General features: G+C 69.6%; 10 protein-coding genes and 1 pseudogene. 7 read left to right on the forward strand and 4 right to left on the reverse strand.

Going from position 1 to position 16,306, the window contains the following annotated elements; genetic code table 11:
* Positions 1-32: 32 nt before the first annotated feature.
* The 4 genes and pseudogenes from ACFYR3_RS02560 to ACFYR3_RS02575 form a co-directional block, all read left to right on the forward strand.
* Positions 33-257 (forward strand): annotated as a pseudogene (locus ACFYR3_RS02560) (DUF6891 domain-containing protein); the annotation flags it as partial.
* A 352-nt stretch (positions 258-609) separates the two neighbouring features.
* On the forward strand, positions 610-1,245 hold the full coding sequence (locus ACFYR3_RS02565) for a winged helix-turn-helix domain-containing protein (RefSeq protein ID WP_355845315.1): 636 nt from the start codon (positions 610-612) through the stop codon (positions 1,243-1,245).
* A 233-nt stretch (positions 1,246-1,478) separates the two neighbouring features.
* Entirely contained in the window at positions 1,479-2,483 is a 1,005-nt protein-coding gene (locus tag ACFYR3_RS02570; protein WP_389281144.1) for an SDR family oxidoreductase, read from the forward strand.
* Positions 2,484-2,972: 489 nt separating this feature from the next.
* The gene (locus ACFYR3_RS02575; protein WP_389281146.1) at positions 2,973-4,538 is read left to right on the forward strand and encodes a DUF1996 domain-containing protein; all 1,566 of its coding nucleotides are present in this window, start codon (positions 2,973-2,975) and stop codon (positions 4,536-4,538) included.
* Between the two features lie 120 nt (positions 4,539-4,658).
* Here the strand turns inward: ACFYR3_RS02575 and ACFYR3_RS02580 are convergent, their stop codons facing one another.
* Entirely contained in the window at positions 4,659-5,096 is a 438-nt protein-coding gene (locus tag ACFYR3_RS02580) for a hypothetical protein (protein WP_355845306.1), read from the reverse strand.
* 157 nt (positions 5,097-5,253) lie between these two features.
* On the opposite strand from ACFYR3_RS02580, the gene ACFYR3_RS02585 reads away from it, so the two are divergent.
* From ACFYR3_RS02585 to ACFYR3_RS02595, 3 genes are all read left to right on the forward strand, one after another.
* Complete coding sequence (locus tag ACFYR3_RS02585) at positions 5,254-5,763, forward strand: tetratricopeptide repeat protein (RefSeq protein WP_389281148.1); 510 nt, start codon at positions 5,254-5,256, stop codon at positions 5,761-5,763.
* 50 nt (positions 5,764-5,813) lie between these two features.
* Positions 5,814-7,742: a hypothetical protein gene (locus tag ACFYR3_RS02590; RefSeq protein ID WP_389281150.1), complete on the forward strand. Its 1,929-nt coding sequence runs from the start codon at positions 5,814-5,816 to the stop codon at positions 7,740-7,742.
* A gap of 177 nt (positions 7,743-7,919) precedes the next feature.
* Entirely contained in the window at positions 7,920-8,621 is a 702-nt protein-coding gene (locus ACFYR3_RS02595; RefSeq protein WP_389281152.1) for a TetR/AcrR family transcriptional regulator, read from the forward strand.
* A gap of 86 nt (positions 8,622-8,707) precedes the next feature.
* Here ACFYR3_RS02595 and ACFYR3_RS02600 read toward each other — a convergent pair whose 3' ends face one another.
* The 3 genes from ACFYR3_RS02600 to ACFYR3_RS02610 all read right to left on the reverse strand — a co-directional run bounded on the left by ACFYR3_RS02600 (position 8,708) and on the right by ACFYR3_RS02610 (position 16,148).
* Positions 8,708-9,064 (reverse strand): 5-carboxymethyl-2-hydroxymuconate Delta-isomerase, encoded by a 357-nt coding sequence (locus ACFYR3_RS02600; RefSeq protein WP_355845295.1) that lies wholly within the window; start codon positions 9,062-9,064, stop codon positions 8,708-8,710.
* A gap of 157 nt (positions 9,065-9,221) precedes the next feature.
* Positions 9,222-14,627, reverse strand: a complete 5,406-nt coding sequence (pulA, locus tag ACFYR3_RS02605; protein WP_389281154.1) for a pullulanase-type alpha-1,6-glucosidase — start codon at positions 14,625-14,627, stop codon at positions 9,222-9,224.
* Positions 14,628-14,765: 138 nt separating this feature from the next.
* Complete coding sequence (locus tag ACFYR3_RS02610; protein ID WP_389281156.1) at positions 14,766-16,148, reverse strand: alpha-amylase family protein; 1,383 nt, start codon at positions 16,146-16,148, stop codon at positions 14,766-14,768.
* Positions 16,149-16,306: the final 158 nt, after the last annotated feature.

Genomic DNA, 16,306 nt, shown 5'->3' on the forward strand with positions numbered 1-16,306 from the left:
TTCTGCCCGGTCCGTCGCGTTGCCAGTGGGGTGTGTCAGCCTTGATCCATGCAGAGCGACGAGTCCCTCGCAGCCAGTGCACGGAGAGCGTCGCCGCGGGATACGGACTGAGCCTGCTCTACGGCGGGTTCGACGGGTCGGCCGAGACCACGGCGGCCGTCGGACGCGAGTTCGTCTCGGCGCTCGGCGTGGCCGGGCCGTCCACACACTGGGACGGCTCCGCCGACACCACGATCCGCGTCACGGCGCTGACTTGGCACAAGCGCCTGGTCGGACAGGGGTCCACACCGTCGGCTTCACGCCAAGGAAGTGTCCGGCCCTCGCAAGGAGTCTGCTGCCGGGCTCCTGTTTCTGCTTCAATAGGGTCATGGCCAGCTTCCAGAAGTGCATCGCGACGGGTCGCCATGACCTCGAGCCCTTCTGGCCCTCTCGTCAGCACCACGACTTCGACCGGGTGTGTTGTCGCGCGATGAACGCGCCGGCCCTCTAAAGCCGTACACCCCCGGCCTTCGGCCAGCGCGCACGACGTACGTCCTCGACGGCCCCGACCACGAACTCGCGGTCGTCGACTCTCCTGACGAACTTCTCGCGCGAAAGAGCTGACCTCTCATGGCGACCACTCGTTCCTTCTCCTCCGTCGCGACGGCCCCCACCCCTTCGACCGCTCCGGGACGGCACCGACTGCGTGCCGTCGACCGGGACGAGGATTGGGGCCTCCCCCGCTCGAACGAAGCTGAGAGCTTGGGGACCGACGTCTCCGGCTTCCTGCCGCCGGGTGCCACCTGGCTGCCCGCTCCCCAGCACGCACTGCCTGTCCTGCCGGGGCAGCCGCCGATGATCGGCTACCTGGTCCTCGTACCGGCGGACCAGCAGCCCCCGTTCCCGCTCGCCGTGGCGGACCGGGCCCTGCCCCCGGCCGCCGACGAGGGCACCGCCGGCCACGGCGGCGCCCACCCGCTGGTGCGCATCGACACCGTGCAACGCACCGCCGAGGTCGACGGGCGGGTGCTGGACCTCACCTACCTGGAGTTCGAGCTGCTCGCGCATCTGGTCCGCCATCCGCACCGGGTGCACACCCGCGACCAGTTGGTCTCCACGGTGTGGGGCTACGGGCACGTCGGCGACGGACGGACCGTCGACGTCCATGTCGCCCGGCTGCGCCGAAAGCTCGGCACCCAGCACCGGCAGGCGATCCAGACGGTGCGCCGCGTGGGGTACAAGTACACTCCGCCGAGCGGCCGTTGACGCCTCCGATCGGACGTTCACACATCTCCTGACGGGAGTCCAGCCGCGTCCGGCCGGGTATCCGCCCTTCTCCGGCCGGGCGTTCGCTTACCTCCGGCCGGGCGTTCGCTTACCTACGGCCGGAGTTGATCCGTCCCACGAACCATCTCCGGCCGGGAGTCGACCCGCCCCGCGAATCTTCTGTCAGCAGATTCGCGTGCCACCGGGTGGGCAGGCCGTGCAGAGTCGTCCGTATGACTCGGAGACTTCTGATGCTGGGCGGTACGGAGTTCGTGGGGCGCGCCGTCGTGGAGGCGGCGCTCGACCGGGGATGGGAGGTCACCGTCTTCCACCGCGGACGGCACGAACCCCCGGCCGGGGTGCGGTCGTTGCTGGGTGACCGCACGGTGCCGGACGGGCTCGCGGCGCTCGCCGACGCCACGGGCACGTGGGATGCCGTCGTCGACACCTGGTCGGCGGCGCCGCGGGCCGTCCGGGACGCGGCCCGTCTGCTGGCCGGGCGGGTGTCCCGCCATGTGTATGTGTCGAGCTGCTCGGTGTACGCGTGGCCCCGGCCGGCCGGGTACACCGAGGACGCCCCGCTGGTGGAGGGGGCGTCGGCCGGCGCGGCCGCGACCGACTACTCCCGGGACAAGCGGGGCGGGGAGCTGGCCGCCGTCGAAGCCTTCGGCTCGGAGTGTTCGCTGCTCGTGCGGTCCGGGCTGATCCTCGGGCCGTACGAGAACATCGGGCGGCTGCCGTGGTGGCTGAACCGGATCGCGGCGGGCGGTCCGGTGCTCGCTCCCGGGCCGCGCGATCTGCCGCTCCAGTACGTCGACGTCCGCGATCTCGCGGAGTGGACGCTCGGGGCGGTGGAGGCAGAACTCGACGGGGCGTACAACCTGGCCGGCCCGCCGGGGCACAGCACGATGGGGGCGCTGCTCGACGCGTGCGCGGAGGCGACCGGGGCGCGGGCCGAGCTCCGCTGGACGGACCCCGAGGTCGTGCTCGGCGCCGGTATCGAGCCGTGGACGCAGTTGCCGGTGTGGGTGCCGCCCGGGAGCGAACTTCATGCCTCTATGTACTCGGGGGACGTCTCCCGGGCGGTGCGGACGGGCCTGCGGTGCCGGCCCGTCCAGGAGACCGTCGCCGACACCTGGAGCTGGCTCAGGTCGCTCGGCGGACCGGCACCCGTGCGCGCCGACCGGCCGACAGTGGGACTGGATCCCGCGGTGGAGGCGAAGGTCCTCGGAATCTGAGCTCCCGGGAATTCCGGGTCCCGGACGTTCCGGCTGGCGCTCCGGTGGCGTCGGCACACGCACCAGGGGATTTCGGTTCACTGACCGGCCCCGTCGGTCGGCGGACGTCCTCCTGTTGTCCGCCGACCGGGTCCGGATGCTTCCGGCGTACGGCTTCGAGATCGCCGCGACCGTCGGAAGCGCTCTCGAACTTGGCCGTTTCGTCGGCGAGTTGGAGCCGGACGTGAGAACAGGTCGACGTACAGCGACAGCGCATTCGGACCGGGCACTTACTGAATATCAGTCAAAAAAGCGTTCTCAAACCTGAATTGCGAGATCAACTCTCGTGAATTCGCGGGCTTCTGAGACCATTGTGCCCGAATTGGCCTCAGGAACCTCCAAGTTTTTTTCGAGACCCCTGAACACCTCACACACCTCCTGCGTATGGAATGGAGCCGCTTCACTCCTGTCGGGCGCCTCGCTGCCCCGCAAGGAAGTCAGAGGAGTTCCATGGGACGCAACATCAGAAAACGCCGTTCGCCGCTCGTCGTTCGCGCCGTTGCCGCGTCGGCAGCGCTCGCGATCGGTGGGGGTGGGCTGGTCTGGGCGAATTTCTACGCCTCGGCGCACGAGAGCAACAACTCGGCCCACAACACCACCAAGGCCGCCGCCGCGCAGGTGGCGACCATCACCTGTCCGGATGTCGGTCAGAAGCTGACCAGCGTTCCGAACCAGGCGCGGGGCGAGGTCGACGGAGAGCTGGCGACACTCGACCAGCAGATCACCGCCGCCTATCAGCGGCTCGCCACCACTCGTGACGCGCAGACGAGAGACGCGAGCTTCGTCCAGAACTCCATCCTCGGACCGCTGAAGAACAACCGGTCGGTGATCATCGACCGGATCAAGCTGGAGATCAACCGCGTCGGCGGGAAGGCTCCGGGCTGGCTCGACGGTCTCTCCAGCTGCACGGGACAGCCCGCTGACCAGACGAACGCCGGCGGGCAGAACAACGGCGGTGCGGCGGCCAGTCCGTCCGCGAGCGCCAGCGCGAGTGCCGGTGCGGGAGCCGGTGCGGGTGCCGGTGCGGGTGCCGGTGCGTCCGCGAGTGCCGGCGCCAGTGCCCCTGCCGGTGGTGCGCAGGCGGGCGGCGGGCAGGCCGGAAACGGTCCGGTCGCGGCCGACTTCGTGGACATCACGAAGGTCCAGCCGAACGTCGCGCGCAAGGCCCAGATCGGTGCGGCCGGTTCGTCCGGTGTGTTCACGACCTCCTGCGGTGTCAACGCGAACAAGAAGTTCAACACGGACAACGTGATCGTGGCGCCCGGTGTCACCAACGGTGCGCACCACCTGCACGACTACGTCGGCAACCAGTCGAACGACGCCTTCGCCACCAACGACACGTTCGCGGCGGCCCAGACGTCCTGCGCCAACCAGGGCGACAAGTCGACGTACTACTGGCCGGTCGTGCGTATCCAGAACGGTACGCAGGACTTCGACCAGAACAACCTGGGTGGCGGCAAGGAACTCAACGTCGGCCAGATCCAGCAGGTGCGGCAGGCGCAGATCAAGTTCGTCGGCAGTCCGACCGCCAAGGTCGTCGCGATGCCGAAGTTCCTGCGCGTCATCACCGGTGACGCGAAGACCACGACCAACGGTCTCGCCAACGCCAACGCCCACTGGAGCTGCACCGGCTTCGAGAACAAGGTGCAGCTCACGCAGCAGTACCCGATCTGCCCGCGCGGCAGCACCGTGGTCCGCACCTTCGCCTTCCAGAGCTGCTGGGACGGGGTGAACGCCGACAGCGCGAACCACCGTACGCACGTGGCCTTCGCCGACGCCCAGGGCAACTGCGCCAACGGGTTCAAGGCGATCCCGCAGCTGACGATGCGCCTCGTCTACGGTTTCCGGGCTCCGACCCTCACCAACGGGCAGATCAAGAACGCCTTCGCGGTGGATGGATTCCCGGAGCAGCTGCACAAGCCGGCCACCGACCACGACGACTTCATCAACGTCTTCGACGACGCCCTGATGACGAAGATGGTCACCTGCATCAACAACGGCCAGCGTTGTAGGTAGCCCCCATGAGGAAGCCGGTGGCGGGATCTTCCCGTCACCGGCTTTCTTTTGTGCCCTCATCGTGTGCTCTTGTGTCCTCACCTGCGTGGCCCGCGCGGTCGGTCCCGCGGCCCCTCTCGGTCAGCCGCTGTGTTCGTGACCGGCGTGCGAGGCGTGGGAGGCCCCTTCTTCGAGTGTTCCGCCGAGCCGGCCGCGCAGCGTCGTGACCATCTTCTGGTCCCCGACGGCGACCCACTTGGCACCCACGAGGTACGAACCGCCGTAGTCCTTGGCCCCGTTGAGCCACTCGCGCTGGCCGCGGTCGGTGGCGAAGGTCGCCAGGATGAACTTGCCGGTACTGATCTTGCAGACGCCCTGGCGGATCTCGTCCGCGTCGGTCTGGATGCTCGGCTTGCACTTCACCTCGGCCGCCAGGTCCTCCAGGCTGCCGGTCGCCGTGGGCGGGACGGTCTCCTTCGCCGCCGCACCCTTGCCGTCCGATCCGCCGCCGCAGCCGGTCAGTGCCAGCAGGACGGCCACGGCCGCCCCGGCCAGAAGCTTCTCGCGTGTCAACCTCATACGTTCCTCCGGTACCTGTCGGCGCTCACGCCGAGAAGAGCCCCGGCGAGGGCTCTGCCCTTCGATACGGCTCCGGGCCGCCCCGTGCTCAATCGGCCGTCGTCACGGGTGGGGAACCCGGTACCGCCGGAGGTACGGCTGTGCGAGGGTGGCACCCGTGAACGAAGACTGGGAAGAGCGTACGCAGGCCGCCTGGGCCGGCTTCGACGACTACGAGGAAGAGCGGGCGGCGGACTTCCGGGCGGTGATCGACACCCTGGTCGGCGAACTGCCCGCGGACAGCCCCCTCGGCCCCTTCGAGCGGGCCTGCGCCTGGGACTCGACGGGCCACTCCGACAAGGCCGTGCCCCTGTACCGGGAGGCGCTGGCGCGCGGTCTGAGCGGATACAAGGGCCGGCGCGCGAAGATCCAGCTCTCCAGTTCGCTGCGGAACATCGGACAGGCGGACGAGGGCGTCAAGCTCCTCACCCGCGAACTGGACGGACCTTCCGACGAGCTGGACGACGCGGTGCGGGCCTGTCTGGCGCTCTGTCTCGCCGACCTCGGCCGTGAACGCGAGGGCCTGGCCCTGGTGATCGGCGCCCTGGCCCCCCATCTGCCGCGCTACCAGCGGTCGATGGCGAACTACGCGCGCCTGCTCGTGAAGCCCGGGGAATCCGGGGGCTGAGCCCTGGGCGGGGCCGGTGACCATCCGCCGATTCGCTCGTTTTGCTGAACGTGCAGTCACAGGATGTAGCCCCGCGCCCCGCACCCTCCTCCGGAACTGTCGTCGACGTCGAACAGGCCGAGGCCGCGCTCGTCGAGCACTACCCGCGGCTGGTCCGGCTCGCCTATCTGATGCTTCCGCCGAGCCTCGGCCGCAATCGCAGGGTGCTGACCGCGCACGCCCTCACCCAGCGCGCGCTGCCGCGGGGCCGGGCGTCGGGCGACGCGTCGGTGATCCCGACCCAGCAGAGCGGCGGCGGCCGCGACGGCGACCCGGGCTACGCCTTCGTACGCCTCCAGGTGGTGCGTACGGCACTGGAGGCGGGACTGCCGCTGAAGCGGCGGGCGTGGCCCAAGCGGTCCCAGCTGCCGCCCCTCCTCCCCCACGTGTGGGGCCTGCGGCTCTTCCCGCGCTCGGGTGGCGCCGACGAACTCGCCCTGGACCAGCGGCTGTCCGCGCTCTCGGGCCCGGCCCGTGCCGCGTATGTGCTGCGTGGTCTGGAGAAACTGCCCGACGCGCATCTGCGCAAGGTGCTGGCGGCCGCGGGTGCCGAGAACCCGGCCGCGGCGCTGAAGGAGGCCGCGGGCGTCGAGGCCCGCGACGCCCTGCTCGACTCCCCCGAGTTCGACCCCTGTTCGCTGCACGCCCGGCCCACCGACCTGATGCGGCGCAGGCGGCACGTGAAGGCCGGGCTCGCCGCCACCGCCGCCGTGATCGTGTGCGGCGCGCTGGTCGGACTGCCCGGCGGCGGCTGGGGCCCGGACGGCGCCGCGGCCCCCTCGTACGCGCAGAACGCGGCCGCCGAGGCCGCCCTCGACCCGGCCCGGCTGGAGCGGGTGCCGGCCACGGCCTGGGAGTCCTCCGCGCGCACCGACTTCTCCGTGTGGCCCGCGCGCGGCAACCTCGTCAAGGACACCGCGCTGCTGCGTCGCGCGCTCGCCGTCTGGGCCCGGCCCGGCGAGTCCGTACAGGTCCGGGGGACGCCCGGCACGCAGTCCGGAGCCCCGCCCGGACCGCCCCAGCTGCTGTACGCGGGCGATGTCGACCAGGCCCACGTGGTGCTCCTCCACGACGGTCTGCGGATCGTGCGCTACGCCGAGCCGAGGGACGGCACGGGCGGCGCGGCCCTCGACTTCGCGCGGGTCGACGGGGCGAGCGGGGCCGAGGCGAGCGCGGTGGTGCTGGGCCGGACCGACGGCAACGTCCGCTATCTGACCGCCCCGTGGGTGACCAAGGCCGTCGAGCGCGACCTCCTGAAGCCCTCCGCCGGGGTGACGGACCTCACCCTGTCCGCGGACGGCGCCACCTCCCCGCTGGCGGGACCGCCGCAGACCGGCAAGTGCACGTCGTGGAACGTGCTCCAGATCAAGGACGGTTCGGGCACCCATCTGCTGACCGACCTCGGCGAGCTGATCCCGGCCCACCTCACCGCGGGTCGGCCCGCCGCACCCCAGGAGGCGGCGGGCGCTCAGAACCTGCGGAAGTGGGCGCCGCTCGCCTGCTCGCTGGCTTCCGTGCGCTCGCAGGGCGTGCGGTCCGTGAACGTCTGGCCGTACGCGCTGCAGCCGCTGCCCGACGGGAGCGGATCGGCGGCGTGGGTGTGCACACGGGCCGACACCTGGCGGGGCGACGGCACCCGGGTGCTGGCCCAGTTCCGCACCCCCGGCGGGGCGTACGGGGCCGTCGTCGCGAAGGCCGAGAACTCCCCGGCGTGCGGCTCCCGCGATCCGCACGTACTGGCGGGCGTCCTGTGGAAGTCGGGCACGGGAGCCTGGTACCTCCTCGCGGCCGGCAGCAAGGACACGGTGTCGGTCGACGCGACGGGCGGAGTGCGCGGGTCTGCGGCGGGGCCCCTGCTCACCGTACGGACGAAGCAGGGGGCACAGGCCGAGCTGAAGGGCACCCTGCCGGACGGCCGGGGGATCACCGGGCTGCGCTGAGTCCCGTCCACGCGTTGCCGACACGCATCACCCCCACGCATCGCCGACACGCATCGCCGACGATTCGATGCTGATGTGCGTTTCGCGGACGAAGGGTGAGCGAATCGTGCCGGACACGTGAACACCCTCGGCCGGACCGGCCCGTTCCGGGCCGGATCCGATCGGTAAGGTGTTCGCATGACAACCGGGGTACGCCGCAGGATGGGTGTCGAGGAGCGACGGCAGCAGCTGATCGGCGTCGCCCTCGACCTGTTCAGCCGACGCTCGCCCGACGAGGTCTCCATCGACGAGATAGCCTCGACGGCGGGCATCTCGCGACCGCTGGTGTACCACTATTTTCCGGGCAAACTCAGCCTGTACGAAGCGGCGTTGCAGCGCGCCGCCGACGATCTCGCGGGCCGGTTCGTGGAGTCCCCCGAGGGGCCGCTGGGGGCGCGGCTGCTGCGGGTGATGCGCCGGTTCTTCGACTTCGTGGACGACCACGGGCCCGGTTTCGCCGCGTTGATGCGGGGCGGCCCGGCCGTCGGCTCGTCGACCACCAACGCCCTCGTCGACGCCGTACGGCAGGCGGCGTATCTCCAGATCCTGTCGCATCTCGACGTCGAGAACCCGCCCGCCCGGCTGGAGCTGGTGATCCGCTCCTGGATCTCGCTCGTCGAGTCGACCGCGCTGATCTGGCTGGACGGGCGGCGGATTCCACGCGGTGAGCTGGAGGTGCAGCTCGTGCACGACTTCGCGGCCCTGGCGGCGGTGAGCGCCGCCTACGCCCCGGAGGTCGCCGAGCTGCTGCGCAGGCGTCTCAGGGACGAGCCGGGCGACGGACCGTTCACCGACCTCGTCGTCCGGCTGCTCGCGCTCGCCGCGCCGCCGGAGGCGTAGGAACGGTCGCGGGGTACCGCCCCGCGCGGATTGGACGCCCCGGACCCGGCCGGGAGCCTCGGGGCTACGCCTCCAACTCGGTGGAACTACGCCTCGAACTTACGGTACGACGGGTCGAGGTCGCGTACCTCGGCCGAGGCGTGCAGCTCCACCCCTTCGGCCTGCCGCACATGGGTCTTCAGCAGCTCCAGTACGGCCTCGGTCAGCTTCACCTTGACCGCCTCGGTCCGCCCGGCGAGCAGACCGAGGGTGACATGGACGACGGCGTGCCCGCCCGTGTCCGCGCCGACGACGGTGTCCTCGGTCCGGCGGAACTGCGTCTTGCACGCGCCGATCTTCGCGGCCGCCGTCTCGACCACCTCCGCGTGCAGGGCCAGGGCGAACCCCTGCCGGTCGAAGGCGTCTTCGAGCGGCGCGGAGTAGTCGACGATGATCTGCGGCATGAGCACTCCTGGTCCGGGGACAGTCGTGATCACCCTAGCCGCAGCGCCGGGGACCGGAACGACCCCGTGCCCGGCGCGCGGACGCCGGTGAGGGCGGCTCCGGATCCCGGCTCGAACTCCCGGTCTCCGGCTCCGCCCTCATCGAGCTAGCCCGCTGTCACGGTGTCCGGGTGAACACCGCCACCGTCCGGCCCGGGACGGCGAAGGTGCCCGTTCCCTCGGCGTAGGACGAGGACTTGACGACCGGGTCCGTGCCCGCCGCCTGCACCGGGTGCAGCGTGTATCCCGTCCCGGCCAGGGAGCCGACGGTCTGCTCCTGCTTGTCGGGGGTCGCGTTGAAGACGATCACGAGGTCGCCGAGGCGCACGGTGATCACCCCGGGGGTCTCGTCCTTCCCGGACAGCGGGAAGGAGAGCTTCGACTGCACCTGATCGGCCGTGGAGAGCGAGAAGACCTTCTCGGTCGAACGGATCCGCTGCAGGTCCTGGAAGGCGGCCGAAGTGCCGTCGATCTGGGCGCAGCCCACCTTGACGGAGGTCAACAGCGGGGTGGCGTAAGGCCACTTGGAGGCGTTGTCGGCGGCCGGCGGCAGCCCGCGCCCGAAGCCGTTGCCGTCCTGGCAGTTCCAGTGGACGGCGTTGAACCAGTCACCGCTGTCGAAGGAGTTGCGGTCCAGGGACTTGGAGCGCAGCAGGTCGGAGCCGGCCTGGGAGAGGGACGGACCCTGCGAGAGGGTGGCCGTCGCCATCGCCAGGACCTGCATCCGGGCCCGGTCGGCGGCGCTCGTCGTCGCGGGCAGCTTGTACGTCAGCGCGTCGTACAGCGACTCGTTGTCGTGCGCGTCGGCGTAGGCGAGCGCGTCGCCGGGCGCGGCCGCGTAGCCCGCGGGCTGGCCGTTGTAGTCGATCTCGGAGCCCTTGACCTCCTGGCCGGCGGAGTCGGTGAAGTGGAACGCGGACAGGTTGCCGGTCAGGCCGACCTTGATGAGGTCCTGGTAGTGCAGCAGGCGGGCCTTCTGCTCGGCCGGAGTGCCGTTCGCGGTCGAGGAGTTGGGGTCGGTGTAAAGGCCCGAGGCGAAGCCCTGGACGCCGGGGTCGGAGTCGAAGGGGCTGCCGCCGCGTACGGCGTCACGGGCGCGGTCGGAGAAGGTCGCGATCCCCGTCCCCGCCATGTTCTTCTGGGTGGCCTGGACGAACCGGGCGTCGTCGGCGACCTCGCCGAAGTTCCAGCCCTCGCCGTAGAGAATGATCTTCTTGCCGTCGACGCCGTCCTTCGCGGGGGTGAGCCCGTCGAGGGCCTTCCTGACCGCGAGGATGTTGGCCTTGGGCTGGTGTCCCATGAGGTCGAAGCGGAAGCCGTCGACCTTGTACTCCTTGGCCCACGTGACGATCGAGTCGACCACCAGCTTGCCCATCATGGCGTTCTCGGTCGCCGTGTTGGAGCAGCAGGTGGAGTTGGCGACGCTGCCGTCGGCGAGGAGCCGCTGGTAGTAGCCGGGGACGACCTTGTCGAGGACGCTGGTTTCGGCCTGGCCGCTCGCCGCGGTGTGGTTGTAGACGACGTCCATGACGACCCGCAGGCCGTCCTCGTTCAGGGACTTGACCATCCTGCGGAACTCGACCGTGCGGCCGGTGCCGTCCGGGTCGGTGGCGTAGGACCCCTCGGGGACCGTGTAGTGGTACGGGTCGTAGCCCCAGTTGTAGGCGTCCTTGGCGGCGGTCTTCGCCACGCACTCCTGCTGCTTCTGGGAGTCGGCGGCGTAGGAGGCGAGATCGCAGTCGGTGCTCTGCTGGTCGGCCTTCTTCTCGGGGATGGTGGCGATGTCGAACGCGGGCAGCAGGTGCACGTACGAGGTGCCGGACGCGGCCAGCTTCCTCAGGTGCTTCGAGCCGTCGCTGTTCTTGTCGGTGAAGGCGAGGTAGGTGCCCTTGTCCTTCGCGGGGACGGTCTTGTCCGCCACCGAGAAGTCCCGGATGTGCAGTTCCTGGATCTGCGCGTCGTTCAGGGGGACGGCCTTGGGCTTCTTGAGCGCCGACCAGCCGGACGGGGCGAGGGACTTGGCGTCGAGGTCGACGACCAGGCTGCGCTCCGAGTCGGTGGTCAGGGCCACCGAGTACGGGTCGGTCACCTTGTTGGTGACGATCTTGCGGACGGTCGGCGCCCACACCTTCACGACATAGCGGTAGGGCTTGCCCGTCCAGGACTTCTTGCCCGTGACGGACCAGACACCGGTGGCGTCGTCGCGCTTCATGGCGACGGTGGAGCCGGCGAGGTCGAGGCTCACGGACTGCGCCGTCGGGGCCCACACCGACAGGGTGGGAACGCCGTGGTGGAAGACCGGCCCGAGGTGCGCCTTCGCCGCGGGGTACAGGTCGTCGAGGACGCCGGCGATCTGCACGCCGGTCGCCGCCAGCACGGCGCCGTTCGCGGCCCGCTGCGAGGCGACGAGCTGGCCGCCGAGCGCCGAGCGCACCCGGTCGCGGTCACGCGGGTCGACGGACCAGGCGGTGTACGCCTTCAGGTACGGGAACTTCGCCTTCTGGGCGTCGGTGAGCGTGGTTTTGGACAGCCGCAGCCAGCGCTCGTCGTCGCTGGTCAGCCCACCGTCCTTGACGGCGATCGAGCCGTCGTGGGAGGAGAGGAGCTGGGTGGACACGGCGGCGTCGGAGCCGTTCCAGGCGACCGTGTTCCGGTCGATCCAGACCGCCTTGGAGGTGGTCAGGTCGAGCGCGGCCGCGCTGCCCGCGGGCTGCGGCAGCAGGTACTTCTCCTGGCCGTTCAGCAGCCACACCTCGTGGCCGTTGGCCGTGAGGTCCAGCGACTGGTCGGTGGGCAGGTCCTTGTCGTCGCCCTTGTGGAGGATGTAGCTGAGGCTGGTCGCGCCCTCGGCGAGCGGCACCTCGTAGACGGCGCCGTAGGCGTCGGTCCGTACCGGCTCCAGGGGCTTCGTCCAGTCCGTGGGCGTCGCGGCCCCGGTCCACACGTGCAGACCCCAGCCGGCGTAGTCGCCGTCGGCGCGGTGGTAGTGGATGACGGCCTTGGTCCTGTCCTGGGCGGGCAGGTCGGGCTGCTCGGTGAGGACGGTGTCCTTGCCCTGCTCGACCCAGACCTCGCCCGTCTTGGTGACGTCGATCGTGCGGTCGCTCGCGACGTCCTTGTTGCCGTCCTTGTCGATGACCAGGAAGCCCACGCTGGAGGCTCCGGGCTTCAGCTTCACGTAGGCGAAGGCGCCGTAGGCGTCCCGGCCGACGAAGTCGTGGCCGGCCGGCCAGGTGGTGGCCTCGCCGTCGGCGAGGTCGCCCCAGGCGTAGAGGCGCCAGTCGGTGTAGTCGCCGTCGGTTCGCTTGTAGTGGACGACCGCGTAGTCGCGCGAGGAGGCCGTCGGGACCTCCGCGGCGGGCGCGCTGCCGGTGGTGGACTCGGCCGTCGCGCTCGCCGTGTGTCCGGCCGAGTCGATGACGACGGCCTTGTAGCGCAGGGCGGTTCCGGCCGGTACGTCCTTGCCGATGGCCTGGGTGACCTTGTACGGGGCGTGGTCGGCGGAGCCGAGCGTGCGCCAGCTGCCGTTGCCGGTCTGGGCGGCGAAGACGACCCGGTCGAGCTGTCCGCCCTCGACGTCCGCCGACAGTTCGACGGTGCCGGTGGCGCCCGCGGCGGGGGCCTTCAGCGTGAGCGTCGGCTTGGCGGCGGGGGCGTCGAGCCGGCCCGCGGCCTTGAGGACGATCGCCGACCCGGCCGGGACGGTGACGGTGACCTTCTTGTCCGCGTCACTCTTCGCCGAGGCGGATGTTCCGTATACGGCGCGGAAGTCCATGTTCGCCGAGCCCGTCGCGAACGTGGCCGACTTCGCGTCGTCGGCGTTGTTCACGGCGACGACGTACTCGGTGCCGGTCTTCGCGTCCGTGCGGGAGAAGGCGTACACACCGGCGCCGTCCGCGGCGTACCGCTCCGTCTGGACTCCGTCGGTGAGGGCCGGGTTGTCCTTGCGCAGCTTGGAGAGAGCGCTGATCTCGTCGTAGAGCGGTGCGCTCGTGTCGTACGCGTCGCTCGCGTGCGTACGGTCGGTGCCGATCTCGTCGTCGTCGAGGTAGTCCGCGACCTTGGAGGCGAACATCGTCTGGCGGGCGTCCTTGTCACCGCCGGAGCCGGTGAAGCCCTGCTCGTCGCCGTAGTAGACGACGGGGTTGCCGCGGCTGAGGAACATCAGCTCGTTGGCCAGCTTGTCCTTCTTCAGCAGCTGGGCATCGGTCGCCTTGGGGTTGTCCTGGTTCAGGAAGTACCCGATGCGGCCCATGTCGTGGTTGCCGAGGAAGGTGACCTGCTCGTAGGCGTTGGCCTTGTCGGTCGTGTACTTGTAGTCGTCCGCGAACAGGGACGCCAGCTTCTGCGCGCTGCCGCCCTGCGAGGCGTACGAGCGGGCCGCGTCCTGGAAGGGGAAGTCGAGGGTGGCGTCGAGGCGGCCCTGGGTGACGTACGGCGAGGTGATCGACGTGTCGGCGGAGTAGACCTCGCCGAACATGAAGAAGTTCTTGCGCCCGTGCCTGGCCGCGTACGCGTCGAGGGCGGTCGCCCACTGCGTCCAGAACTCCATGTTCACGTGCTTCACGGTGTCGATCCGGAAGCCGTCGATACCGAAGTCCTCGACCCACTTCTCGTAGATCTTCTCCATACCGCTGACCACCTCGGGACGCTCGGTCCACAGGTCGTCGAGCCCGGAGAAGTCTCCGTACGTGGTGGACTCACCGGCGTAGGTGGAGTCGCCGCGGTTGGAGTACATCGTCGTGTCGTTGAGCCACGACGGGACCTTGGCGTTCTTCTTCGCGGCGGGAACCGTCGGCGTACGGGGGAAGGAGCCGGTGCCCACGGAGGGGAACGCGTGGCTGCCGTCGGCGTAGTCCGCGTCGTCGAACGGCTTCCCGTCCTTGGTGAGATACGGGAAGGCGCCCTTGGAGAGGTAGTTGTAGGACTGCTCCTTGTAGTCGACGACATCGGCCGTGTGGTTGGTGATGACGTCGAAGAAGACCTTCATGCCCTTGGCGTGGGCCTTGGAGATCAGGGTCGACAGGTCCTTGTTGGTGCCGAAGTGCGGGTCGACCTTGGTGAAGTCCGTGATCCAGTAGCCGTGGTAGCCGGCCGAGGCGTCCTTGCCGGTGCCCTGGACGGGCTGGTTCTTGAAGATCGGCGCCATCCAGATGGCGGTGGTGCCGAGGCCCTTGATGTAGTCGAGCCGCTTCGTCAGGCCCTTGAGGTCACCGCCCTGGTAGAAGCCCTTGTCGGTCGGGTCGTATCCGGTCGAAAGGCGGGAACCGGTCAGTCCGCCCTCGTCGTTGGACGTGTCGCCGTTGGCGAACCGGTCCGGCATCACGAAGTAGAACTGGTCACGGGTGGAGTCGTGTCGCGACGGCTCGGCGGCGAGCTTCGCGTCCGACGGCGGTGCGGGCGGGGTCTGGGCCCGCGCCACGAGGGGTTGCGCAAGCGATACGGCCAGTGCGGCGGCGAGGACGGCTGCGCGCAGCCTGGGGCGGCCGATGCGGCGCGCCGCCCCTCTCGGTATCAGGTCCACAGCTGTGAACTCCTAGCGATTACGGCGTACTCGGGTCCGACCCCGCGCAGCGTTTCGGCCACGATGCCGAACGCCCGCGTGACCGTATCGCTCACGCAAGGTTTACAGCAAGAGTCTTGCAACGTGCGGAAAGACTTTTCAGCAGCTGGACTTGCCCGCGTAGATGGCAAGCGCCGTGTTGGCGCCCAGCGTCGCTGTGAACTGGCCTGAACTGTTCACTGTGATGCTCGTGTTGTTCTGGACGTTGCAGTAGGTTCCCGCGGCGAGGGAGGTGCTGTACGTCCGGCTCAGCGAGGAGGTCTCGTGGTTGATGGCCACGAAGCCCTTGCTGCCGCGGCCGAAGGCGATGGCGTCACCGCCGTTGTCCCACCAGTTGCTGAGGGCCTGCCCGCGGGTGGTGTTGCGGAAGGCGACCATCGACTTGATCTCCGGCCAGGCGTGCTGGCACTTCCAGCCGTCCTGCCAACAGGCGTTGACGGTACCGCCGTTGGGCGGTCCGGCGTCCGCGTCGGACCACTCGTAGCCGGAGTTGATGTCGGGGGCGCCGTAGGGGTACGCGAGCATGAAGACGTTGGCGAGGGTGTAGTTCGCCCCGTCCTTGTAGTTGAGCGTCGAGCCGTTGCGCTCGGTGTCGTGGTTGTCGACGAAGACGGCCGCGACCGAGCTGCTCATGTAGCCCCAGCCCTCGCCGTAGTTCTTCAGATAGGCGAGGTTCTCGTTGTTGAAGACCCGCTTGAGGTCGTAGGCGTAGCGGAACTCCTGGACGTCACCGTTGCCGGTGTACTCGGTGGGCTGGACGGCTTCGCCCGAGCCGTAGATGACCTCCTGCTTCCAGTAGACGGACGGATTGCTCAGCCGGGACTTGATGTTGGCGAGGTCGGCCGCCGGGATGTGCTTGGCGGCGTCGATGCGGAACCCGTCGACGCCGTAGCCGAGCAGGGTGTTCATGTAGCCGGCGATGGCCGACCGGACGTACTCCTCGCCGGTGTCCAGGTCGGCGAGACCGACGAGTTCGCAGTTCTGGACGTTGGCGCGGTTGGTGTAGTCGCTGATGGTGGCCGTGCAGTCGTCCATGTCGGCGGACGAGTACAGGCCCGGGTAGTTGTACTTCGTGTACGAAGAGCCGCCCGTGCCGGTGCCGGATCCGGCCGACATGTGGTTGACGACCGTGTCCGTCACGACCTTCACACCGGCCGCGTGGCAGGTGGTGACCATGTTCTTGAAGGCGGTGGCGTCGCCGAGCCGGCCGGCGATCTTGTAGCTCACGGGCTGGTACGAGGTCCACCACTGCGAGCCCTGTATGTGCTCGGCGGGCGGGGACACCTGGACGTAGCCGTATCCGGCGGGGCCCAGCGTGTTGGTGCATTCCTTGGCGACCGAGTCGAATTTCCACTCGAACAGGACGGCGGTGACGTCCTTGGTGCCGGGCGGCGAGGCCGCCGCCGAACCGGGGGGAACGGTCACCGAGACCGCCAGGCCCGCCACGAGGGCGAACGAGGCGGCAAGCGTTTTCCTTGCCATGTGTGTGTACTCCTGCACTTCGTCGTGCGGGTGGGGGGATCGGAACGTACCGCTTGCAATCAAGTTTCAGCAAGATGTCGAAAGAACTTCCAACTCCCTTATTGACGCGCCCCCTTCGGCGGTCCCACGCTCCACACGGGTCAGCTCTCCGCGCCCCG

The organism is Streptomyces sp. NPDC005784 (genome assembly GCF_042871525.1).
GTDB lineage: Bacteria > Actinomycetota > Actinomycetes > Streptomycetales > Streptomycetaceae > Streptomyces.